The organism is Rhodococcus qingshengii JCM 15477, assembly GCF_023221595.1.
Taxonomy (GTDB): domain Bacteria; phylum Actinomycetota; class Actinomycetes; order Mycobacteriales; family Mycobacteriaceae; genus Rhodococcus_F; species Rhodococcus_F qingshengii.
In genome coordinates this window covers 4018941-4041977 of sequence record NZ_CP096563.1, presented here as the reverse complement: position 1 = coordinate 4041977, position 23037 = coordinate 4018941, and the positions used below count along the sequence as shown (strand labels likewise).

16 protein-coding genes are annotated in these 23037 nt (G+C 63.7%); 11 read left to right on the top strand and 5 right to left on the bottom strand.

Annotated elements, in window-relative coordinates:
• Positions 1–87: 87 nt before the first annotated feature.
• A complete protein-coding gene (locus tag M0639_RS18370; RefSeq protein ID WP_064074828.1) occupies positions 88–2310 on the bottom strand; it encodes a glycoside hydrolase family 3 C-terminal domain-containing protein in 2223 nt (740 codons plus the stop codon).
• 71 nt (positions 2311–2381) lie between these two features.
• Positions 2382–3056, bottom strand: coding sequence for a TetR/AcrR family transcriptional regulator (locus M0639_RS18365; protein WP_007730968.1), 675 nt, complete (start codon positions 3054–3056; stop codon positions 2382–2384).
• 127 nt (positions 3057–3183) lie between these two features.
• On the opposite strand from M0639_RS18365, the gene aroQ reads away from it, so the two are divergent.
• The 3 genes from aroQ to M0639_RS18350 are packed head-to-tail and all read left to right on the top strand — an operon-like array spanning position 3184 to position 6421.
• On the top strand, positions 3184–3633 hold the full coding sequence (gene aroQ, locus M0639_RS18360; protein WP_058227172.1) for a type II 3-dehydroquinate dehydratase: 450 nt from the start codon (positions 3184–3186) through the stop codon (positions 3631–3633).
• Positions 3633–4511 carry a shikimate dehydrogenase gene (locus M0639_RS18355; RefSeq protein WP_054187687.1) on the top strand — a complete coding sequence of 293 codons (879 nt, stop codon included), beginning with the start codon at positions 3633–3635 and terminating at the stop codon, positions 4509–4511. Before aroQ ends, M0639_RS18355 begins: the two co-directional genes overlap by 1 nt.
• On the top strand, positions 4508–6421 hold the full coding sequence (locus tag M0639_RS18350) for a sugar phosphate isomerase/epimerase and 4-hydroxyphenylpyruvate domain-containing protein (RefSeq protein WP_058227173.1): 1914 nt from the start codon (positions 4508–4510) through the stop codon (positions 6419–6421). Before M0639_RS18355 ends, M0639_RS18350 begins: the two co-directional genes overlap by 4 nt.
• On the opposite strand, the gene fdhD is transcribed toward M0639_RS18350, so the two are convergent.
• Positions 6372–7241 (bottom strand): formate dehydrogenase accessory sulfurtransferase FdhD, encoded by an 870-nt coding sequence (gene fdhD / locus M0639_RS18345; RefSeq protein WP_003944453.1) that lies wholly within the window; start codon positions 7239–7241, stop codon positions 6372–6374. The genes M0639_RS18350 and fdhD overlap by 50 nt on opposite strands.
• Before the next feature lies 1 nt (position 7242).
• Complete coding sequence (locus M0639_RS18340) at positions 7243–9552, bottom strand: FdhF/YdeP family oxidoreductase (protein ID WP_030536640.1); 2310 nt, start codon at positions 9550–9552, stop codon at positions 7243–7245.
• 121 nt (positions 9553–9673) lie between these two features.
• On the opposite strand from M0639_RS18340, the gene M0639_RS18335 reads away from it, so the two are divergent.
• The 3 genes from M0639_RS18335 to M0639_RS18325 all read left to right on the top strand — a co-directional run bounded on the left by M0639_RS18335 (position 9674) and on the right by M0639_RS18325 (position 13405).
• The gene (locus M0639_RS18335) at positions 9674–10681 is read left to right on the top strand and encodes an iron-siderophore ABC transporter substrate-binding protein (protein ID WP_030536639.1); all 1008 of its coding nucleotides are present in this window, start codon (positions 9674–9676) and stop codon (positions 10679–10681) included.
• A gap of 63 nt (positions 10682–10744) precedes the next feature.
• Positions 10745–11359 (top strand): GNAT family N-acetyltransferase, encoded by a 615-nt coding sequence (locus tag M0639_RS18330; protein ID WP_042450225.1) that lies wholly within the window; start codon positions 10745–10747, stop codon positions 11357–11359.
• A gap of 12 nt (positions 11360–11371) precedes the next feature.
• Entirely contained in the window at positions 11372–13405 is a 2034-nt protein-coding gene (locus tag M0639_RS18325; protein WP_058227174.1) for a S9 family peptidase, read from the top strand.
• Positions 13406–13476: 71 nt separating this feature from the next.
• On the opposite strand, the gene M0639_RS18320 is transcribed toward M0639_RS18325, so the two are convergent.
• A complete protein-coding gene (locus M0639_RS18320) occupies positions 13477–14178 on the bottom strand; it encodes a hypothetical protein (RefSeq protein ID WP_019749074.1) in 702 nt (233 codons plus the stop codon).
• 172 nt (positions 14179–14350) lie between these two features.
• Between M0639_RS18320 and M0639_RS18315 the strand changes: the two genes are divergently transcribed.
• The 5 genes from M0639_RS18315 (at position 14351) to M0639_RS18295 (ending at position 23037) form a co-directional block, all read left to right on the top strand.
• Positions 14351–17032: a valine--tRNA ligase gene (locus tag M0639_RS18315; RefSeq protein WP_064074827.1), complete on the top strand. Its 2682-nt coding sequence runs from the start codon at positions 14351–14353 to the stop codon at positions 17030–17032.
• On the top strand, positions 17029–18468 hold the full coding sequence (folC, locus tag M0639_RS18310; RefSeq protein ID WP_030536635.1) for a bifunctional tetrahydrofolate synthase/dihydrofolate synthase: 1440 nt from the start codon (positions 17029–17031) through the stop codon (positions 18466–18468). Before M0639_RS18315 ends, folC begins: the two co-directional genes overlap by 4 nt.
• Positions 18465–18905: a DUF4233 domain-containing protein gene (locus tag M0639_RS18305; protein WP_003944448.1), complete on the top strand. Its 441-nt coding sequence runs from the start codon at positions 18465–18467 to the stop codon at positions 18903–18905. Before folC ends, M0639_RS18305 begins: the two co-directional genes overlap by 4 nt.
• Positions 18906–18923: 18 nt before the next feature.
• A complete protein-coding gene (gene ndk / locus M0639_RS18300; RefSeq protein ID WP_003944527.1) occupies positions 18924–19343 on the top strand; it encodes a nucleoside-diphosphate kinase in 420 nt (139 codons plus the stop codon).
• Between the two features lie 448 nt (positions 19344–19791).
• A complete protein-coding gene (locus tag M0639_RS18295; protein WP_064074811.1) occupies positions 19792–23037 on the top strand; it encodes a translation initiation factor IF-2 N-terminal domain-containing protein in 3246 nt (1081 codons plus the stop codon).

Here is a 23037-nt window from a genome sequence, read left to right as displayed (position 1 = left end):
CACAGCAACTACACAAGATTATTAACCAAATAGTTCATAAAAATCTACTGGCGGTCACGCTGCTCGTCGAAACCGCAGTTCAGAGAGTTAGGAGGCCGGCTGTGCTGCGGCCGCCACCAACTGCTCCACCTGTTCCTCGGTGATCCCGAGGCCGAAGGTGGCGAGTTTTCCGAGCGGCATCGAGCCTGCGAGTGCCATCATCTCGGGGCTGACCGCCTGTGCACCGTCGCCCGCTGCGGCAGCCATGGCGGCGCCGAGAACTGCGCTGCCGACGGGATGGGCGAGCCATTCGCCGATGGTCGACATGGCGTCGAGCGTGCCGACGCCGACGTTCCCGGCCAGGGTGATCGTGTCGGTGGTTGCGATGTCCCGAGACGAGAAGCCGACGCGGATCTCGTAGTCGCCGGCCTCGATCGCCCAGTCCTTTTCCGTGACAGACCAATAGGCAAATGCCCTGCTGTCGAGCGTGATGGTCACAGTCGCGGATTCGTCGGGGTCGAGGTGGACCTTGGCGAAGCCCTTCAATTCCTGCGCGGGTCGATCGATGCTTGCCGAGGCGTCGTGGACGTAGACCTGAACGACGGTGCTGCCCGATCGGTCGCCGCTGTTGCGCACGGTGACGGTCACTTCGGCGGAGTTCTCACCGGCCTCGACGGAGGTATCGGTGATGTCGAAGGTGGTGTAGCTCAGCCCGAACCCGAACGGGTACGCCACTTCGCGCAGCGCGGAGTCGTAGTAGCGGTATCCCACGTACAGGCCTTCGCCGTAGCGGACGTGCTGCTGTGATCCCGGGAAATGCAGATACGACGGATTGTCTTGGAGGCGAAGCGGAATGGTCTCCGTCAGGCGGCCGGACGGATTCGTGATGCCGAACAGAAGATCGGCAATCGCCGAGCCGCCCGCCTGGCCGAGTAGCCAGCCCTCGAGGATTGCGGCGGCATGATCCTTCCAAGGCTCGATCGAAACCACGCCGCCGTTGGCGAGCACGACGACCGTGTTCGGGTTCGCGCCGTGGACCGCTTCCAGCAGGGCGATCTGGTCAGCCGGCAGTTCGATGTCGGTTCGGTCGAATCCTTCGGATTCCGTGGCGGACGGTAGTCCGAGGAACAGCACCGCGACGTCGGCGCGGCGTGCGGCGTCGACAGCCTCGGTGACCATGTCGTCGTCCGGAATGCCGTCGAAGGTGAAGCCCGGTGCGAAAGTGACGCGGTCGGCGCCTTCGCGGTCGAGGATCGCGTCCAAGGCATTGTCGAGCTTGGTCGGGACCACCTGTGAACTGCCGGCTCCCTGGTACCGCGGGCTGCACGCGAATTCGCCGATCACCGCGACGGTTTGCCCGCCGGGGGTCAGCGGCAGTAGTTCTCCGTCGTTGGCCAGCAAGACAGCGGACTCCGCTGCAGCGGTCCGTGCCAGTTCGTGGTGACGCTCGACGTCGTACGTGTGGCCTTCGGTGCGCGCGGCGGCGGTGCGTGCCACCAGCGTCGCCAGGCGCTCGGCGGCAGTGGTGAGCACTGATTCGTCCAGGTCGCCGCCGCGCACGGCGTCGACGATCTGGGTATCGGTTCCGGTCGGCGGCATTTCCAGGTCGAGGCCCGCGGCGAGTGCCGCCACGCGGTCGTTGACCGCTCCCCAGTCCGAAACGACGAGGCCGTCGAAGCCCCACTGTTCGCGGAGTACCTCGGTGAGCAGCCAATGGTTCTGGCTCGAGTACACACCGTTGATCTTGTTGTACGAGCACATGACCGTCGTCGGGGCCGCGGTCTTGACGGCGTATTCGAAGCCGGCCAGATAGATCTCGCGCAGCGTCCGTTCGTCGACGTCGGCACTGACTCTCATCCGGTCGTGTTCTTGGTTGTTGGCAGCGAAGTGCTTGAGCGAGGTTCCGACGCCGCGAGACTGGATGCCGGTGATCAGCGCTGCCGCGACGCGGCCGGAGAGGAATGGGTCCTCGGAGACGTATTCGAAATTCCTGCCACACAAGGGTGATCGTTTGATGTTGATGCCTGGGCCGAGGAGGACCGAGACCTGTTCGGCTTTGGCCTCGTCGCCCAGAGCCTCACCGACCTGGCGGATGAGGTCGAGGTTCCACGACGAGCCCAACCCGACCGCCGGTGGGAAACATGTCGCTGGAATGCTGTGGCCGAGTCCGAGTGCGTCGCCGCCCTCGGGTTGTTTCCGGACTCCGTGCGGACCGTCGGTCAGGAGTATCGATTCGATTCCGGGAACGGACTGGCTGTGCCAGAAATCCGAGCCCGACGTCAACGACGCCTTCTCCTCGAGTGAAAGCCCGTCTACGTAATTCTCGGTCACGTCATTCCTCCCGGTGGCAGCTGTGAGTTCCACTCACCACCGTAGGGGGATTTTTCGGACTTCGGGGTGGGTCAGGACGGCGCCTTCGAGGTCAGGAAGGCAACAACCATGTCGCCGAGCATGGTTCGAAGATGCTCACGATGCGTCGAGTCGGTCAGGTCGCGGTCGAAGAGCGCTTTGAAGGTGTAACGATTGGCGATACGAAAGACGCAGTAACTGCTGATCAACATGTGAATATCGAGAGCATCTACGTCGGAGCGGAATGCTCCCGACTGCTGTCCGTCGTGGAGGATCTGCGAGACCAGGTCGGCGGCGGGGGCGCCGAGACCGCTGAGTAGCTCGGATTTCTCGATGTGCTCACCGCGGAGCATGTTCTCGTTGGCTACCAGCCGAATGAAGTTCGGGTGTTGTTCGTGGTGGTCGAAGGTGAGTTCGGCCAAGGCGCGGACTGCTGCCGTGGGTTTCAATCCCTCGAGGTCGAGTTCACGTTCCTGCGCACGAATGACGCTGTACGCGTGTTCGAGGACGGACTTGTACAGCCCTTCCTTGTCGGTGAAGTAGTAGTAGATCATGCGCTTGGTGGTGTGAGTCTTGGTTGCGATCTCGTCCACTCGGGCGCCGGCAAAGCCTTTGTCGGCAAACTCCTCGGTGGCGACGGCGATGATGTTCACCCTGGTCAGATCGCTGTTTCGGCGTCGTTTCTCCGGCTTCGACACCACGGAGTTCACTGACTGCTCGGAAACCATGTGCTCACTCTATCTGTCAGCAGTTTGTCGACTTTGCTTGTCGAGTCCGCGTCGGGGGAGTAACGTCCAGTGAACTAACTCACTAGTTCGTACATTAGTTTCGAGCGTCAACCCCGAGGTGCCCCTGATGACTTCATCTCTACCGGTCCTGGTCCTCAACGGGCCCAACTTGAATTTGTTGGGCCAGCGCCAACCGGAGTTCTACGGGAGAGACACGCTGGACGACGTCGTTTCCCGCTGTGAAGCGGCGGCCGCGAAGTTCGGAGCGGTGGTCGAGGCAAGGCAGTCGAACCACGAGGGCCAACTGATCGATTGGATCCACGAGGCCAGGGGAAGAGTCGCGGGCATCGTCATCAATCCCGGTGGGTACTCGCATACCTCCGTTGCGTTGCGTGACGCTCTGGTCACACTCGATGCCCCCGTCGTGGAGGTGCACATCAGCAACATCCACAGTCGCGAAGAATTCCGTCACCACTCGTATGTCTCCGGCATCGCCGACGCCGTCATCTGTGGATTGGGAATCGACGGATACAGCGCCGCAGTCGAATTCGTCTGCATCCGAGAAGGGAAGAACTGATGAGCGATTCGATGCTCTGCGGTCTGATCGGCACCGGAATCGGAGCCTCTTTGACTCCGATCATGCACGAGGAAGAAGGGCGCAGACAGGGTCTTCCGTACGTCTACCGCATCCTCGATCTCGACGTGATGGGCATGGCGCCGTCGGACATCGGTGAACTTCTTACCTATGCACGACGTTTCGGGTTCCGCGGCCTCAACATCACTCACCCGTGCAAGCAGTTGGTGATCGAGCACCTCGACGAGCTCTCGCCCGATGCGAGCCGGCTCGGCGCGGTGAACACGGTCCTCTTCGACTCCGGCAAGGCGATCGGACACAACACCGATTGGTCGGGCTTCGGCCGAAATTTCGACGACGGACTTCCCGGAGCACAGCTCGATCGTGTCGTGCAGCTCGGTGCCGGCGGAGCCGGTGCGGCGGTTGCCTATGCCGCGCTCACCCGTGGCGTCGGGACACTGACGTTGGTCGATTCGAGCCTGCCTCGCGCGCAGGAACTTGCACAAACCTTCGCGCAGCAGTTTCCGGCGCAGGTTGTCGAGGCGCGGCATACGAGCGACCTCGCCGAAGTGCTCGGCAAGGCAAACGGATTGATCCACGCGACGCCGATGGGAATGGCGGCTCATCCCGGAATGGCGTTCTCGCCAGATCTGCTTCGCCCTGATCTGTGGGTGGCCGAAATCGTCTACCGTCCACTCGAAACCGAACTGTTGCGTCAGGCAAGGTTGATCGGAGCCCCGACGCTCAGCGGAGGCGGAATGACTGTCTTCCAGGCCGTCGACGCGTTCCGGATCTTCACGGGCATCGAGCCCGACAGTAAGCGCATGCTCGCGCACATGACGGAACTTGTACACGGCGAACAGACTGCGGCAGCGCTGTGAGTGCCCCGGTCCGGACGTCGATCGCGACGGTATCGCTCAGTGGCACTCTCGAGGAGAAGCTCGACGCCATCGCTGCTGCCGGCTTCGACGGCTTCGAGGTGTTCGAGCCGGATTTTGTTGCTTCGCCGTGGTCCCCGAAGGAATTACGAACGAGGGCTGCGGATCTGGGCTTGACCCTCGATCTGTATCAGCCGTTCCGTGACTTCGACACGGTGGACGAGGCCCAATTTGCTCGGAATCTTGTTCGAGTGCAACGCAAATTCGAGCTCATGGATCAACTGGGGTGCGAGACGCTCCTGGTGTGCTCCTCGCCCCTGCCGACCGCAAGTCACGATGACGGTCAGTTGACAGAGCAATTCGGAGCTCTCGCCGAACTGGCGTCCGAGCACGGCAAGAAGGTTGCCTATGAGGCGCTCGCGTGGGGTGCCCACGTCAACACGTACGGCCATGCGTGGAAGATCGTCGAGGGCGTCGACCATCCTTCGCTCGGTACCTGTCTGGACAGCTTTCACATCCTCTCGCGCGGTGACGATCCCGCCGGAATTCGCGAGATTCCCGGCGAGAAGATCTTCTTCCTCCAGTTGGCGGACGCTCCGTTCTTGGCGATGGACATCCTCCAGTGGAGCCGGCATCACCGAAACTTCCCGGGGCAGGGCAGCTTCGATCTCAATGCGTTCGCTCAGCATGTCTACGCCACCGGTTACGACGGACCGTGGTCGCTCGAGATCTTCAACGACGTATTCCGCCGCGCCGACACCCAGCGGACGGCAATCGACGCTCATCGGTCGCTCCTGCATCTGGAAGAACAGGTCGCCGCCGCGAACCCTGCCGCCGGTGGACCCACGCTGTTCACCGCCCCGGAGCGCACACCGCTCGAAGGAATCGTGTCTCTGCGAATCGCGGCGGGTCCGGCGAAACAGGACCAGGTGCACTCGATGCTCTCCCGCGTCGGTTTTCATCTTGTCGGACGGCACCACGATCACGATTTGCAGTTGTGGCGGCACGGACCGCTCACCGTTGCCGTGGATGCGACTGCGGGCACGGTGTGGACGGCGCCCGGGCTGCCTGCGGATCTACCGGTTCTCACTCAGATCGGCATCCGGGCAACCGAACCCGAGGTGTGGGGAGAGCGCGCTCTGGCTCTCGAAGTGCCGGCGACGCGCGTGCAGTTGCCGGGGTCGAGCGACGAGAACTCCGAGGTACCGGACGTCGTACGCCTGAAGGTCACCGATGCGACATCGATCGACCTTCGTGGCCCCGGCAGCGCTGCAGCGTGGGAATCGGCATTCGAGATCTACCCGCTGCCCGCCGAGCGCAATCGTGAACAGGGCGCAGTGTTCACCGGGATCGACCACGTGGCACTGGCGGTTCCGGCCGAGAGCTGGGACGGCATCATGCTGCTCCTGCGGTCCGTGTTCGAGATGCAACCACACGAGGGGCAGGACGTCACCGATTCTGTCGGCCTCATGCGAAGCCAGGCGCTCACGCTCGTTCAAGGCGGTGACGGACATACCCTGCGCATCTCGCTGAACATGGTGGAGGGAAGTCGAAGTGGGCTGCCGACGGTCCGTCGCGGCGGCGTCAGCCACGTCGCTTTCGCGTGTGAGAACATCTTCGGTGCCGCTGCGTCCATGCAGGACTGGGGATTTGCTCCGCTACCCATTTCCCCGAACTACTACGACGATCTGGACGCGCGTTTCGGACTGAATTCGGAACTGCTCGACCGGATGCGCAGCACCGGAATTCTTTACGACGCGGACGCTCACGGCGAGTTCTTCCACCTGTTCACCCCGACCGTCGGGGGAGACCTGTTCTTCGAGGTCGTGCAGCGGGTGGGTGGATACGAGGGCTACGGGGAGGTCAACTCCGCTGTGCGACTGTCGGCTCAGTTGCGTGCGAGTTCGACGTGACCTCGACTCGGTGCGGGTGCGAGTAGACGTTCATCGAATCGCCGCGGATGAAACCGGCGAGAGTCAGCCCGGACTCCTGCGCTAGTTCCACGGCCAGCGACGACGGCGCGGAGACAGCACCGAGGATCGGAATGCCGGCCATGACGGCCTTCTGGACGAGTTCGAACGACGCCCGCCCGCTGACGATCAAGATCGTGTCGTAGAGGGGCACTCGGCCGTCGGTGATGGCCCAACCGATCACCTTGTCGACGGCGTTGTGACGGCCGACATCCTCGCGCAGTGCAAGGAGTTCGCCGGTGGCGGTGAACAATCCGGCCGCGTGCAGGCCACCGGTGCGCTCGAAGATCCGTTGGCTCTCCCGCAGTGTGACCGGCATGGCCGACAGGATGGTCGAGGTGACGGAAGTCGTGTCACCGACCAGCGGATGTCGCGTCGTGGTTCGGACGGCGTCGAGCGAGGTCTTGCCGCACACTCCGCACGCGGAACTGACGACGGTGTTGCGGTCGGTGGTGTGGTCGGGCAACGGCACTCCGGGAGCGAGAGCGATGTCGAGGACGTTGTACGTGTTCGCACCGGATTCGTCGACGCCGTCGCAGTAGCGGACGACGCTCACGTCGTCGCGGGTGGCGATGACACCTTCGCTGAGAAGGAATCCGTGCACGAGATCGACGTCGTTGCCGGGGGTCCGCATCGTCACTGCCAGCACCTGACCGCCAACTCTCATTTCGAGTGGTTCCTCGACGGCCAGCGTGTCGGGGCGCGTGACGACCCGATCACCCGAGATTCGAACGACCGGTGTTCGTGCGGTGACTCGTCCCATCTCAGGCGCCCGATGCTTCGAGTCGAACGGTGACGGCCTTCGACACCGGCGTGTTCGACTTGGCTGCAACGTGTTCGAGGGGAACGAGCGGATTTGTCTCGGGGTAGTACGCCGCAGCATTGCCGCGCGGGGTGTCGTAGGAGACGATGCGGAATTCCGTGACCCGACGCTCTTCGAGTGTGCCGTCGGGTGTTGTCCACTCGGACACGATGTCGACGAGATCGCCGTCACGGAATCCGAGCGCGGTGATGTCTTCGGCGTTGACGAGGATGACTTTGCGTCCGCCCTTGATGCCGCGGTATCTGTCGTCGAGGCCGTAGATCGTGGTGTTGTACTGGTCGTGGCTGCGCATCGTCTGCAGAATCAGGCGCCCACTCGGAGTGGGTATCCAGTGCAGGTCGTTCACGCCGAAGTTGGCTTTGCCGGTGTGCGTGCGGAACTCACGCGAGTCACGCGGCGGGTGGGGGAGTTGGAATCCGTCTGGCTCTCGAACGCGGGAGTTGTAGTTTTCGCAGCCTGGCACTACCCGTGAGATGGAATCGCGGATCAGATCGTAGTTGCCCTCGAAGGCCGACCAGCGGACGGAGTGATCGTTGCCGAGTAGTTCGCGGGCGAGTTGGCAGATGATGGCGACTTCGCTACGCAGGTAGGGGCTGACCGGTGTGAGGCGTCCGCGCGACAGGTGCACCATGGACATCGAATCCTCCACGGAGACAAGCTGCTTTCCGCCGGCTTGGACGTCGAGGTCGGTGCGTCCGAGGGTGGGGAGGATGATCGCGGTCTGCCCGTGGACCACGTGACTGCGGTTCAGCTTGGTGGACACCTGCACGGTGAGTTCGCATTGACGCAACGCTGTTTCAGTCGCTGCGGTGTCCGGGCTTGCCTGGATGAAGTTGCCGCCCATCGCCATGAAGAAGCTTGCCTTGCCTGCGTTCATGGCGCGGATCGCGTCGACGGTGTCCCATCCGTGCTTGCGGGGACTCGAGATCGAGAACTCGGTATCGAGCGCGGCCAGGAACTCTTCCGGCATCTTTTCCCAGATGCCCATCGTGCGGTCACCCTGGACATTGGAGTGTCCTCGCACCGGACAAACGCCGGCACCGGGTTTGCCCATCATTCCACGCATGAGCAGCAGGTTGACTGCTTCTTCGATGGTGGCGACTCCGTGTGTGTGCTGAGTGATCCCCATGGCCCAGCAGGTGACGGTTCGCTCGGATCGGGCAAGTGCGGCAGCCGTTTCCTCGAGCTGTGCCATCGACAGACCCGTTGCCTCGAGTACCGTGTCGAGATCGACCGCGCGGATGTGCTTCTCGTATTCGTCCCAACCGGCGCAGTACCGGTCGACGAAAGCGCGGTCGACGACCGTCCCGGGAGCGCGATCTTCCTGCTCGAGCAGCAGCTTCCCCAGGCCTTGGAACAGCGCCATGTCGCCGCCCAGCCGGATCTGCAGGAACTCGTCCGCGATGTCGACTCCGTGCCCGATCACGCCGGACACCTTCTGTGGATCCTTGAACCTGCGCAATCCCGCCTCGGGCAGAGGATTGATGGCAATGATCTTGGCGCCGTTGCTCTTTGCCTTCTCCAGCGTCGAGAGCATTCGAGGGTGGTTGGTGCCGGGGTTCTGTCCGGCGATGAGGATGAGATCGGCGTTCTCGAGGTCGGGAACCGTCACCGAGCCTTTGCCGATGCCGATGGATTCGGTCAGTGCGCTTCCGGACGACTCGTGACACATGTTGGAACAGTCGGGCATGTTGTTGGTGCCGTAGCTGCGAATCATCAACTGGTAGAGAAACGCGGCTTCGTTGGACGTGCGACCGGAGGTGTAGAACACCGCTTCGTCCGGCGATGCGAGGCCGTTCAGATGTTCGGCGATCAGTGCGTACGCGCCGTCCCAGTCGATCGGCCGGTAATGGGTTGCTCCCGGCGTCAGGACCATCGGGTGCGTCAGTCGCCCCTGCTGTCCGAGCCAGTAGTCGGTCTTGCCTTCGAGATCGGCGATCGAGTGCTCCGCGAAGAATTCGGGTGTGACGGTGCGAAGCGTTGCTTCCTCGGCAACAGCCTTCGCTCCGTTCTCGCAGAATTCGGCGGGCTTGCGATGTCCGGGAGTCTCCGGCCACGCACACCCCGGGCAGTCGAAGCCGTGTCGCTGGTTGAGTCTGGTGAGCGTTCGGGCGGTCCGCAAGGCTCCCATCTGCTCGATTCCTCGTTGCAGCGACACCAGAACGGCCGGAACTCCGGCGGCGTAGTCCTTGGGGTGCGTGACTTCGAGATCCGATTCGTCGATGTCCTTCGAGGGGCCCTGGCGCGTCATGTCTCCATAGTGGCCCGAACGGCGCGGTACTGCCATCGAATGGGCCGGTCGAACTAGCCGGAATGAAGCTTTCATCGGCTAGCCTTACCTACCGAACCAGCAGACTTTAAGGGGTAGGAACATGGATCGAACGGACGCAGGTCGGCTGACCCGGCGCGGATTTCTGATCGGCACGTCGGGAGCGTTGCTGGCATTCGCCGCAGCCTGCTCCAGTTCGAACGACGAGGACACACCTCCCAGCGGTGACTCTGCGGAATCGATCACCCACAAGTTCGGGGCTACGGAGTTGCCCAAGGATCCGCAGCGGATCGTCAGTGTCGGATACAACGATCAAGATGCGATCCTGGCGCTCGGTGGGACCTTGGTCGGAACCTTCGACTGGTACGGCGATTACCCCTACGGAGTGTGGCCCTGGGCGCAGCCGCTGCTGAACGGGGCGACTCCCGAGATCATCGGAACTGCGGGCACCACCATTCAGATGGAGAAGGTCGCTGCCACGACACCCGACCTCATTGTCGGCACCTACTCCGGGCTCACTCAGGCGCAATACGACAAACTCAGTGCCATTGCGCCGACGGTGGCGCAGCCCAAGGAGTTCGCGGATTACGGAATCCCCTGGCAGAACCAGACGACCATCATCGGCGAAGCGTTGGGGCAGCAGGGTAAGGCCACCGAGCTGATCGCCGGCGTCGACCAGAAGTTCGCCGACGTGAAGACGGCCAATCCGGCGTTTGCCGGCAAGACCGTTCTGGTCGGCGCGTTGAAGGGGCCGGGGCAGTTCGGGGTCTACGGACCGGAAGACCCGAAGGTGCGGTTCTTCACCGAACTCGGATTCGTGAATCCGCCTGTCACCGATCAGATCACGGGTAACTTCGCCGAGATCAGCACCGAGCAACTCTCGCTCGCGGACGTCGACGTACTCGTCTGGTACGCCGGTGGCGGCTACGGCGACAAGCTTCGCGCGGAGCTGGACAAGACCCCGATCTACCAGGAACTCGACGTCGTGAAGGACGGCCGCGCGATCATTCTGGAAGACGCTGCTGCCGAAGCCATGACGTGGAGCACCGTACTGAGCTTGCCGTACGCGCTCGAACAGATTCCGCCGCGGATTGCGGGCTTGCTCGTCTGATCGGTTCAAGGACAGCGCTGTTCAAAGTCCAGTGATTCGGACAGTCGGCGGTACTCTCGCCTCATGGGTGTACACGTACGGCCGGCTGTCCGATCCGATATTCCGGCACTGTCGGCAGTGTTGGCCGAGGCGTTCGAAGATGATCCCTTGATGGCGTGGATGTTGCCGGACGAGGCCACCAGGGCTGATCGCCTGACGAAACTGTTTGCCGCAGAAGCTCGTTACCACCACCTCGCCGGGGGCGGCGTCGAGGTGGCCACCGACGACAACGGCCTGATCGGCGGGGCAACTCTGTGGGATCCGCCGGGGCGGTGGAAGCAGTCGTGGATTTCCGGGCTCGTGAGCCTGCCCGCAATGGTGCGTGTCTTCGGCAGGGGGCTTCGACACGCGGCCGAGGTCAGCTCCGTTCTCGAAGGAGCACACCCGAATTCGCCGCACTGGTATCTCGCGACCGTCGGGACCGGCAGCGCGGCGCGCGGTGGGGGATACGGCAAAGCGCTGCTGAACTCTCGGTTGGAGCGTTGTGACCGTCAACATGTCGACGCTTACCTCGAGAGCAGCAAGGAATCGAACATCCCGTACTACAACCGCTTCGGTTTCGAAGTGACCCGTGACATCGTCATGCCAGGCGGCGGGCCGACGATCTACGCAATGATGCGTCAACCGCGGGGCGCGTGATACGAACTAGTGGTGACCCAGATTCCCGAGCTCCACGCAGGCACACCGTTCGACGAACTCGACGACTACATCGCTCTGGCCAGGTTGTCCGGCCTGGTGTTGTCACCTGACGGCTCGCTGCTGATCTGCGCGCGCGCCGTTCTCGACGACAAGAGCGCCGAATACGTGTCCTCGTTGTGGGAGATCGACCCGGAAGGCCGGCGTCCTGCGCGTCGGTTGACCTGGGGTTCGACCAGCGAGTCCGGTGCTGCCTTCGCGTTCGACGGCGACGTGCTCTTCACTGCCACGCGAGCCGTGCCGGGCGAGAGTGATCCGCAACCAGCACTCTGGCGCCTACCAGCGGCGGGCGGAGAAGCTCAGCTGCTGATCTCGCGTCCCGGTGGTGTCTCGTCGGTATCAGCGGCGAAGGCGGCGCCGACGTTCGTGGCCCAGACGTCGGTCATGGCTTCGGCGATCAGCCTCGACCAGGACGATCAGGTGCGATCGGCGCGCAAGGACAAGAAAGTCACGGCGATGCTGCACACCGGTTATCCGGTGCGCCACTGGGACCACGACCTGGGCCCCGATCATCCGCATCTGGTTGTGGCCGAGACGGATTCGAAGGAATCCGTCGAGTTGCGGGACATCACACCGACGGCAGGCGCAGCGCTGCGGGAGACGTCGACCACGATTTCCGACGATGGTCTCTTCGTCGTGACCACGTGGACTGTCGGCGATGCGAGTGCCGCCCGCCGATCGACGTTGGTTCGGATCGACACGGTGACCGGTGACCGAGTCAGGCTTGTCGACGAGGCCGACGCGGACGTCTACAACCCGGTGCTCTCGCCGGACGGAACCAAGCTCGCGTTCATCCGGGAGACACTCACCACACCGGAGTCCGCACCACGAATGACTCTGCAGCTCTACGACTTCGGATCCGGTGCCGTGACCGGCGTCGCCGACGGCTGGGATCGCTGGCCTACCTCACTTGCCTGGCTACCCGACGGATCCGGGCTGGTCGTCACCGCTGACGACGGCGGCCGCGGTCCGATCTTCACCATCGACCTGTGGGGCCAACCAGTGCGCCTGACAGCCGACGACGCGGCGTACACCGACGTTCGAGTGGCGCCGGACGGTGAGTCGATCTACGCGTTGCGAGCCTCGTACGAAGCGCCCCCGCACGTGGTGCGGGTCGATCTGCGATCAGGTGAGATCACCGCACTTCGTGGGCCCGACACTTTGCCGGAGCTGCCGGGAACACTGACCGAGATCACCGCGCGTGCCGAGGACGGTTCGACGGTGCGTAGCTGGTTGGCGCTGCCGACGGGCGCCGCGCCGCATGCACCGGTGCCATTGCTTCTCTGGGTCCACGGCGGCCCACTCGGTTCGTGGAACACCTGGTCCTGGCGGTGGAATCCGTGGCTGCTCGTCGCCAAGGGCTATGCAGTACTGCTACCAGATCCCGCGCTCTCGACCGGATACGGCCAGGACTTCGTCCAGCGGGGGTGGGGTCAGTGGGGCAAGGCGCCCTTCACCGATCTGATGGCGATCACCGATGCTGCTGTCGCCCAGCCCGAGATCGACCCCAAGCGAACCGGCGCGATGGGTGGTTCGTTCGGTGGTTACATGGCCAACTGGATTGCCGGACATACCAACCGTTTCGACGCCATCGTCACCCACGCGAGTCTGTGGGCACTCGATCAATTCGGCCCGACGACGGACGCTGCCTGGTACTGGCAGCGCGAGATGTCGCCTGAGATGGCCGTCGAGAATTCGCCGCATCTGTACGTCGCGGACATCACGACTCCGATGCTGGTCATCCATGGCGACAAGGACTACCGGGTTCCGATCGGTGAGGGCTTGCGACTCTGGTACGAACTGCTTGCCGAGTCAGGTCTGCCCGCCGACGACGACGGGAAAACGGACCATCGCTTCCTCTACTTCCCCGACGAGAATCATTGGGTGCTCAAGCCGCAGCACACCAAGATCTGGTACGAGGTGGTCACCGCGTTCCTCTCCGAGCACGTTCTCGGCGAAGATGTCGCGCTACCGGAGATTCTGGGCTGAACCCGCGCGTGCCTCGTTCGGATGAAACACCGAACGAGGCACGAGCGTCTTCGCGTGGATCCGGACCGGAATCAGGCGCCGGGGCAACGAACGGTGTACGACCACTCGGTGTGGTCAGGGCCCGTGACGCGAACCAGAACGGACGACGCCCCACCGGCGGGCACGTTGACGACAGCTGAACCAGTTCCCTCGTTGATGTTGTCGCCGATGTATCCGGTGCTGTGGATCAACCGACCTTCGTAGTACACCTCGATCAGGTCCGGGACGTTTTCGGTCTCGTAGCCGAGCACGAACGAGGTCGGGCCACCGCGGCCGAGTTCGTGCTTGGTGCTGGTGATTCCTGCGCCGCCCGAGACGGTCGAGGCGTCGCAGCGCTGCGTGGGCGCAAACGATCCGCCGCCGCCGCTGCCGCTGGCCAGGCCACTGAGAATGTCCCTGACGTTGCCACTGGCCAGGCCGTTGACGATGTCCGTCGCGCTGGTCGAGCCGGCGTTCAGGCCGCCGAGGACGTCGTTGAGGTTCCCAGTGGCGATCCCGCCGACGATGTCACCCACGCTGCCGCTGGCGATGCCGTTTGCGATGTCGTTCCCGATATCGCCGACGCTTCCGTTGATCGTGGCGCTGCCACTGTCGATGCTTCCTTGCACACTTTCTTCGATGCCGGGGGCAGCAGACGCAGTCGCCGGAAGCACGAGGGCAACCGCGGCTCCGATCGTCGCGGCCGCCGCCAAGGTTCGAACGCCGGGACGGCGAGAACTCCAGTTGTTCAACATATTTGCTCCACAGGTCGTTGGTCGGTCGTCCTTCAGAGCGATCCTGTCAGCGGAGCGGATCGGTGAATATCGTTTGTTCGGCTGACCCCGGACTGCGGGGCAGTCGTTCGTGTGCGCTGCGGCGGCCGACGGGCGAATTCGTTCACGACGGGGGAGTCATTAGGATCAAGTGGTGACCAGTGCAGCTCCAGAGAACCCCCAGACCCCCGCCGACGCCCTACCCAAGAGCTGGGACCCCAGCGCGGTAGAGGCCGATCTGTATCAAGGCTGGGTAGACGCCGGGTACTTCCAGGCCGACGCGACCAGCGACAAGCCCGGCTACTCCATCGTGCTGCCGCCCCCGAACGTCACCGGCAGCCTGCACATGGGCCATGCCCTGGATCACACCCTCATGGACGTGCTCAGCCGTCGCAAGCGGATGCAGGGCTACGAGGTGCTGTGGCTGCCAGGCATGGACCACGCCGGTATCGCCACGCAGTCCGTCGTCGAGAAGCAACTCGCTGCCGACGGAAAGACCAAGGAAGATTTCGGCCGCGAGCTGTTCATCGACAAGGTCTGGGACTGGAAGCGCGAATCCGGTGGAACCATCGGTGGCCAGATGCGGCGCATCGGTGACGGCGTCGACTGGAGTCGTGATCGTTTCACGATGGACGAGGGCCTCTCCCGCGCCGTCCAGACCGTCTTCAAGCGCATGTTCGACGAGGGCCTGATCTACCGCGCCGAGCGTCTCGTGAACTGGTCGCCGGTGCTGCAGACCGCGATCTCCGACATCGAGGTGAAGTTCGAGGACGTCGAGGGTGAGCTGGTTTCCCTGCGCTACGGCTCGCTCGACGACAACGAGCCGCACGTCATCGTCGCGACCACTCGCGTCGAGACGATGCTCGGTGACACCGCAGTAGCGGTCCATCCCGAGGACGAGCGCTACAAGCACCTCATCGGCACCACTCTCGATCATCCGTTCACCGGGCGTCAGATCCCGATCATCGCCGACGACTACGTCGACCCCGAGTTCGGAACCGGCGCTGTGAAGATCACGCCGGCTCACGATCCCAACGACTTCGAGATGGGCCTGCGGCACAACCTGCCGATGCCCACAATCATGGACAAGACCGGCAAGATTGCCGACACCGGAACCGAATTCGACGGAATGGACCGCTTCGAGGCTCGCGTCAAGGTTCGCGAAGCTCTCGCCGAGCAGGGACGCGTCGTCGCCGAGAAGCGCCCGTACCTGCACAGCGTCGGGCACTCCGAGCGCAGTGGCGAGGCCATCGAGCCTCGTCTCTCGTTGCAGTGGTGGGTCAAGGTCGAGACGCTCGCCAAGGCTGCGGGTGACGCGGTTCGCAACGGGGACACCGTCATTCACCCGGCGAGCCAGGAGCCACGCTGGTTCGACTGGGTCGACAACATGCATGACTGGTGCATTTCCCGTCAACTCTGGTGGGGTCACCGCATTCCGGTCTGGTACGGCCCCGAGGGTGAAGTTGCGTGCTTCGGTCCCGACGAAACGGCGCCGGAAGGCTGGGTCCAGGATCCCGACGTCCTCGATACCTGGTTCTCCTCCGGACTGTGGCCCTTCTCGACGATGGGCTGGCCGGACAACACGCCCGAACTCGAAAAGTTCTATCCCACCAGTGTTCTCGTCACCGGCTACGACATCCTGTTCTTCTGGGTCGCCCGCATGATGATGTTCGGCACTTACGTGTCCGAGGACGAGTCGATCACCGCCGGTCCGGGTAAGTCCGGCGCGCAGATGCCGTTCAAGGACGTGTTCCTGCACGGACTGGTCCGCGATCAGTACGGCAAGAAGATGTCGAAGTCTCGCGGCAACGGTATCGACCCACTCGACTGGGTCGATCGTTTCGGCGCCGACGCCCTGCGATTCACACTTGCACGCGGCGCCAACCCGGGCAGCGACCTGTCCGTCGGTGAGGATTCGGCGCAGTCCTCGCGCAACTTCGCGACCAAGTTGTTCAACGCGACCAAGTTCGCTCTGATGAACGGCGCTGCTCCCGCGCCGCTGCCCGCTCGAAGCGAACTGACCGACGCCGATCGTTGGATCCTCGACCGTCTCGACACGGTCCAGGCCGAGGCGGACGCCGCATTCGATCGCTACGAGTTCAGCAAGGCGTGCGAAGGCCTGTTCCACTTCGCGTGGGACGAGGTCTGTGACTGGTACCTCGAACTCGCCAAGGTGCAGTTCGCCGCCGACGAGGCCGTCGCCGCGAACACCCGCGCCGTGCTCGGCAACGTTCTCGATGCACTGCTCCGCCTCCTGCACCCGGTCATTCCGTTCGTGACCGAAACCCTGTGGAAGGTGCTCACCGGCGGCGAGTCCGTGGTCGTCGCCGAATGGCCCGTGTTGTCCGGTGAGGCAGTCGACGCCCAGGCCGCAACCAGGATCGAAGACACGCAGAAGCTGATCACCGAGGTGCGACGATTCCGAAACGATCAGGGACTCAAGCCTTCCCAGAAGGTCCCGGCTCGTGCGTCCGGGCTCTCGGAGGCCGGCATGGACGGCCAGTTCGCCTACGTGGCGGCGCTGGCCAAGCTGACCGAACCCGAAGAGGGATTCACCGCGTCGATCTCCGTCGAGGTGCGCCTGAGCCAGGGCACCGTCACTGTCGACATCGACACCTCGGGCACCATCGACCTCGGCGCGGAGAAGAAGCGGCTCGAAAAGGACCTCGCGGCAGCGCAGAAGGAGCTCGTCACCGCTGACAACAAGCTGGCGAACGAGGCCTTCCTGGCGAAGGCGCCCGACGCCGTCGTCGACAAGATCAAGACACGTCGCCAGATCGCCGTCGAAGAGATCGAGCGCATCACGGGACGTCTGAAGGAGTTGGCCGACAAGTGAGTTCGTACGAACCGTCCCAATTCGACGCTCAGAGTTCGGTTCCGACTCCGGTCGACATCGCCGAACTGGCGCTGGTGGAAGCAGAACTCGACAAGCGTTGGCCCGAGACCAAGATCGAGCCGTCACTGACTCGTATCGAGGCGCTCATGGATGTCCTGGGCTCGCCTCAGCACAACTATCCGTCGGTGCACGTCACGGGAACCAACGGTAAGACGTCGGTAACGCGCATGATCGATTCGTTGATGACGGCTCTGCATCGTCGCACCGGGCGAACCACCAGCCCTCATCTGCAGATCGCGACCGAGCGGATCAGCATCGACGGTCATCCGATCTCGCCGCGGCTCTACGTGGACACGTTCCGCGAGATCGAGCCGTACGTGCAGATGATCGACGCACAGTCGGAGGAAGCCGGGGGACCGGCGATGAGCAAGTTCGAAGTGCTCACCGCCATGGCCTATGCGGCCTTCGCGGAGGCGCCGGTCGACGTCGCCGTGGTCGAGGTCGGCCTCGGCGGACGCTGGGACGCCACCAACGTGATCGACGGGCAGGTTGCGGTGATCACCCCGATCAGCCTCGATCACGCCGAGTACCTGGGCACCGACCTGGCCGGGATCGCGGAGGAGAAGGCCGGGATCATCAAGAAGGGCCGCGAGGACCTGGTTCCGGTGGACACCGTCGCGATCATCGCCGAGCAGACTCCCGAAGTCATGGAGGTATTGCTGCGGCGTGCTGTCGAGGTGGAGGCCGCGGTCGCTCGTGAAGGCTCGGAGTTCAAGGTGCTTGCTCGCCAGATCGCGGTGGGCGGACAGCAGCTCGAACTTCAAGGCTTGAGCGGTGTGTACACCGACATCTTCCTCCCCCTTCACGGTGAGCATCAGGCGCGCAACGCCGCGCTCGCGCTCGCTGCCGTAGAAGCGTTCTTCGGTGCCGGTCCGGATCGACAACTGGATCAGGATGCAATCCGCAACGGGTTCGCCTCGGTCGTCAATCCCGGTCGCCTCGAACGTGTTCGGAGTGCGCCGACGGTCTTTCTCGACGCCGCCCACAATCCAGACGGTGCTCGCGCTCTCGCGGCCGCACTGTCCGCCGAGTTCGACTTCCGCAAGCTCGTGGGAGTGGTCAGCGTCATGGCGGACAAGGACGTCGACGCCATCTTGACTGCATTCGAATCCGTCTTCGACGAGATCGTCGTCACCCACAACGGGTCACCCCGGGCGATGGACGTCGAAGAACTGGCGAACATCGCCGTCGCGAAGTTCGGCGACGAGCGCGTCGTCGTTGCGCCGGTGCTTGCCGACGCCTTGGAAGTCGCGATCGAAATCGCCGAGCAGGTCGCCGAACCCGGTGAGGCCGTATCAGGGGCGGGTGTGGTGGTGACGGGATCCGTCGTGACCGCAGGCGCCGCCCGCACGCTGTTCGGAAAGGACCCCGCGTGAGTACCCCGTCAGATGCCAATCCCGAGTCCGGAGACCACGAGCCCGGAGACACTGCCGGCGAGTTCGGGCCGCCGACCAAGGACCCGTGGAAAAGCTTCCGCGGAGTGATGGCCGGAACCCTGATCCTCGAGGCGATCGTCGTGCTGCTGGCTTTGCCGGTTGTCGCGGTCGTCGGCGGAGGCCTCACCGCGGCCTCCGCGGGATTCATCATCGGGTTGGCGGTACTGATGATTCTGGGTGCGGGCATCCAGGGCAAGCCGTGGGCGATGGGGTTCAACGTCGCGCTGCAGGTGATTCTTCTGTTCGGTTTCTTCGTCCACCCGTCGATCGCCGGTGTGGCGATCACCTTCGGGATCGTCTGGGGATACCTCGTCTACCTGCAGAGAGACATCAAGCGCCGGATGGACAAGGGCCTGCTTCCCGGTCAGCGGGACTGACCATTTAGGCTGTCCGCTGTGACTGAGCGCACCCTCGTACTTATCAAGCCCGACGCCGTTGCCCGTGGATACGTAGGAGAAATCCTCAGCCGTATCGAGCGCAAAGGCCTGACAATTGCAGCACTCGACCTCCGCGTAGCTTCCGAAGAGGTGGCTGGTAGCCACTACGCAGAACACGCCGAGCGTCCGTTCTACCCGAGCTTGTTGGAGTTCATCACCTCCGGTCCGCTGGTGGCCGCAGTGCTCGAAGGCCCCCGAGCCATCGCTGCTTTCCGTCAGTTGGCCGGCGGAACCGACCCGGTCGACAAGGCTCTTCCGGGTACGATCCGCGGCGACTTCGGACTCGAAGCGCAGCAGAACCTCGTTCACGGCAGCGACTCCGTGGAGTCGGCAGAGCGTGAAATCGCTCTGTGGTTCCCCGCGCTGTCGTCCATCTGAATCTCCGATCGGGCCTCTGGCCCACATGAACGGGCCTTCGGCCCACATCTCCACAGCGAATTCTCGGCACGTATCCCACATCGGTGCGCCCTTTGCAGTTGCAGGCGCGTTGGTGTGGGATACTGCTTTCAGTTGAACCGCAATTTGTTTTATGCACGTTCAACCGGATGACACCTAGGTTCGATGCCCTTTCATCGCTGCTCCAGGTCAACAGGAAATCCCTGGACCTCTGCACGCTGGATGATCAGGCGCTCGCGCACAGGACAACGGCCATCCAGCCAGGCACTTCATGTGCTCGCAGTGAATAACGGGCATTGCGGACCATGCGGAGCGAGACCTTACAATCTCGTACTCACTTCTGAGTGCGAGTACACACAGCACGCTCCCGCGTGGCCGCGTGACAACTCGACTTCTGGGTTGGACGCGCCCGGGGGCTGAGGAGACTTACGTGGCCGATCAATCCCCAACCGAATCAGATTCCAGCACCACCCCGGAATTTCCCGACAAGATGCGCGTACACGCGCTGGCGAAGTTGCTCGGCGTCACCAGCAAGCAGGTCCTTGCCGAAGCCGCAGCGCTCGGTACCGAATTGCGCAGCGCGCAGTCGAGTCTCCACCGTGACGTCGCTCAGCGGATTCATGCCTCGTTGACTTCCGCGGCCGAGGCCATCGAGCCCGTCGTCGCCGAGCTCGACACCCTCATCGACCCGGTTGTCGAGGCGCCTGTTGTCGAGGAGCCTGCTGCAGAAGCTCCCGTGGAGGCTCCTGTTGCAGAGGCTCCGGCCGAGAAGCCTGTCAGGGCTCGTCGCACCCGCAAAAAGGTCGTCGTCGAAGAACCTGCAGCAGAAGAAGCAGTGGATCCGGCTGTCGCCGAGATCAGCGCTGGACTCGACGCCGCTGCTGCGCTGCAGAGCAAGGAAGCCGAGCAGTCCGATCTGTTCACTTCCTTCGAGGCGCCGCAGACCCATCAGCCCGAGGTGGCTCCCGCCGCGCCGCAGGTCCCGCTGTTCCTGCAGCCGGATCTCGAAGCCGCCGAGGTAGCTCCGCGTCGCCGTCGCGCACGCCGCGAGCCTGCTGCACCGGCGGTCGTCGAAGAGAAGCAGACAACCGCGGAAGCCGAAACCGTCGTTCTCGAGGCAGCGCCGGTTGCAGTTCCTGCCGTCGAAGAGCCGGCTGTGACCGCACCGCAAACCGAGGGCGAGAGCGCCGAGTCCGAGGACGAGGACGACGATCAGCCGCGTCGCCGTCGTCGTGGACGCCGTGGACGTGGACGTGGTCGCGGTGAACAGGGTGGCGAGCAGGGTTCGGACGAAGAGTCGGATACCGCTACCGAATCGGAGCAGGAATCTGCCCCTGCGGCAGTCGAGAAGCAAACCGACGACGCTGCCGGCGAAGAATCCGGTGATAAGTCCGAGTCCACCGCTGATGCGGATTCCGAGAATGCCGACGATTCCGATCTCGATGCCGACGGATCGAGCCGCCGTCGCCGCCGTCGTCGTCGTCGCAAGACCGGCACCGACGGTGCCACCGACGCGACTGCGACGTCCGAGGACGATCCGCCGAACACCGTCGTTCACGAGCGCGAACCTCGCAACAAGACCCGCGTCAAGGACGAGGTCCAGGGCATCAGTGGTTCGACACGTCTGGAAGCGAAGCGTCAGCGTCGCCGCGACGGTCGTGACGCCGGCCGACGTCGCCCACCGATCCTGACCGAGTCGGAGTTCCTCGCGCGTCGTGAGGCCGTCGATCGCGTCATGGTTGTGCGCGATCGGGCAGACAGCGGTCAGCCGCATGCGACTACACAGGTAGCAGTCCTCGAAGACGGAGTGCTGGTCGAGCACTTCGTCACCAACTCGGCGTCCGCGTCGATGGTCGGCAACGTGTACCTCGGACGTGTCCAGAACGTGCTCCCCAGCATGGAAGCTGCGTTCATCGACATCGGACGTGGCCGCAACGGTGTTCTCTACGCCGGTGAGGTCAACTGGGAGGCTGCCGGTCTCGGTGGCAACTCGCGCAAGATCGAGCAGGCTCTCAAGCCTGGCGATCAGGTGCTCGTTCAGGTCAGCAAGGATCCGGTCGGCCACAAGGGTGCTCGACTGACGACACAGATTTCGCTTGCCGGTCGTTTCCTCGTCTACGTGCCCGGTGGTACGTCCACGGGTATCAGCCGCAAGCTTCCGGACACCGAGCGCAAGCGTCTCAAGGAAATCTTGCGCGACATCGTGCCCGCCGACGCGGGCGTGATCATTCGCACGGCGTCCGAGGGCGTCAGCGAAGAAGAGTTGGCGCGCGACGTGACTCGTCTGCAGGCTCAGTGGGCCGGCATCGAGGAGCAGGCTGCGGCTGCGGACACCGGTAAGTCCGGCAACCCGCAGGCGCTGTACGAAGAGCCTGACATGCTGGTCAAGGTCATTCGTGATCTGTTCAACGAGGACTTCTCCAAGCTGGTCATCGAGGGCGAGAAGGCGCACACGACGGTCGAGAACTACATCAACTCCGTTGCGCCCGACCTGCTTCCGCGGCTCGAGAAGTACACGCCGAACAACGGTATCGACGTCTTCGCGGCTCGCCGTATCGACGAGCAGTTGGCCAAGGCACTCGATCGCAAGGTGTGGCTGCCGTCCGGCGGCACCCTGGTGATCGACCGCACCGAGGCCATGACCGTCGTCGACGTCAACACCGGCAAGTTCACCGGAGCCGGCGGAAACCTCGAAGAGACCGTCACCCGTAACAACCTCGAAGCGGCCGAGGAGATCGTTCGCCAGATGCGCCTGCGGGACATCGGCGGAATGATCGTCGTCGACTTCATCGACATGGTTCTCGAATCGAACCGGGACCTGGTCCTGCGTCGGCTCACCGAATGCCTGGGTCGCGATCGCACGCGCCATCAGGTGTCGGAGGTCACGTCACTCGGGCTCGTGCAGATGACGCGCAAGAAGTTGGGCACCGGATTGGTCGAGGCCTTCTCGACCACCTGTGAGCACTGCCACGGCCGCGGCATCATCGTCCATTCCGAGCCCGTCGAGGTGAAGTCCTCGGACGACGGAGGATCGCGTTCGGGCTCGCAGCGCAGTGATTCCGGTACCTCGCGCAAGAACAAGCGTGGCCGCGGAGACAAGTCGGCTTCGACCGAGTCCAACGGACAGGAAGCTCCGGCGCCGGAGGTTCCGGCCGTCGACGCGACGGTCAAGCGGGCTCATCCGGTGGCATTGGCGATGGCCTCGCATCACCACGACGACGACGAGACCGTCGCGGCCGACTCGACCGAGTCTGATTCCGCCGGTGTGTCTTCGGGGGACGATGCATCCAAAAGTGCCGATCGGCAACAAGATCGGCCGATACATACTCCTGCTGCTGCTGAGCACCATGACGTTCCTGTTGTGGACTCTGCTGCGGAAGAAGTATCCGCAGTGGACAACGAGTCGGCCGCAGCTTCGACCGAAGCAGCTCCGCGCGGTCGTCGGCGTAGTCGCCGGGCGTCGCGGGCAGCGTCGGCACCGGTTGCCGAGGCAGCTCCCGAGGTGGGCACGGTCTTCGTGATTCCGACTCCGGAACCCGTGGTGGACGCGGTCGCGGAAAACGTTCCGGCTCCGGCCACCGAAGTTCCGGCTGAGGAAGAAGTTGTCGTCGTCAAGAGACCCCGTCGCAGGCGTGCAGCAGCACGTCCCGCAGGTCCTCCGGTAGACGGAGAGTAA

What these genes read in the sequence shown, in the direction of transcription:
- M0639_RS18365 (WP_007730968.1), bottom strand. Translation starts at nt 3,056, where the DNA reads ATGGTTTCCGAGCAGTCAGTGAACTCCGTGGTGTCGAAGCCGGAGAAA.
- M0639_RS18335 (WP_030536639.1), top strand. Translation starts at nt 9,674, where the DNA reads ATGGATCGAACGGACGCAGGTCGGCTGACCCGGCGCGGATTTCTGATC.
- M0639_RS18355 (WP_054187687.1), top strand. Translation starts at nt 3,633, where the DNA reads ATGAGCGATTCGATGCTCTGCGGTCTGATCGGCACCGGAATCGGAGCC.
- M0639_RS18320 (WP_019749074.1), bottom strand. Translation starts at nt 14,178, where the DNA reads ATGTTGAACAACTGGAGTTCTCGCCGTCCCGGCGTTCGAACCTTGGCG.
- aroQ (WP_058227172.1), top strand. Translation starts at nt 3,184, where the DNA reads ATGACTTCATCTCTACCGGTCCTGGTCCTCAACGGGCCCAACTTGAAT.
- fdhD (WP_003944453.1), bottom strand. Translation starts at nt 7,241, where the DNA reads ATGGGACGAGTCACCGCACGAACACCGGTCGTTCGAATCTCGGGTGAT.
- M0639_RS18340 (WP_030536640.1), bottom strand. Translation starts at nt 9,552, where the DNA reads ATGACGCGCCAGGGCCCCTCGAAGGACATCGACGAATCGGATCTCGAA.
- M0639_RS18330 (WP_042450225.1), top strand. Translation starts at nt 10,745, where the DNA reads ATGGGTGTACACGTACGGCCGGCTGTCCGATCCGATATTCCGGCACTG.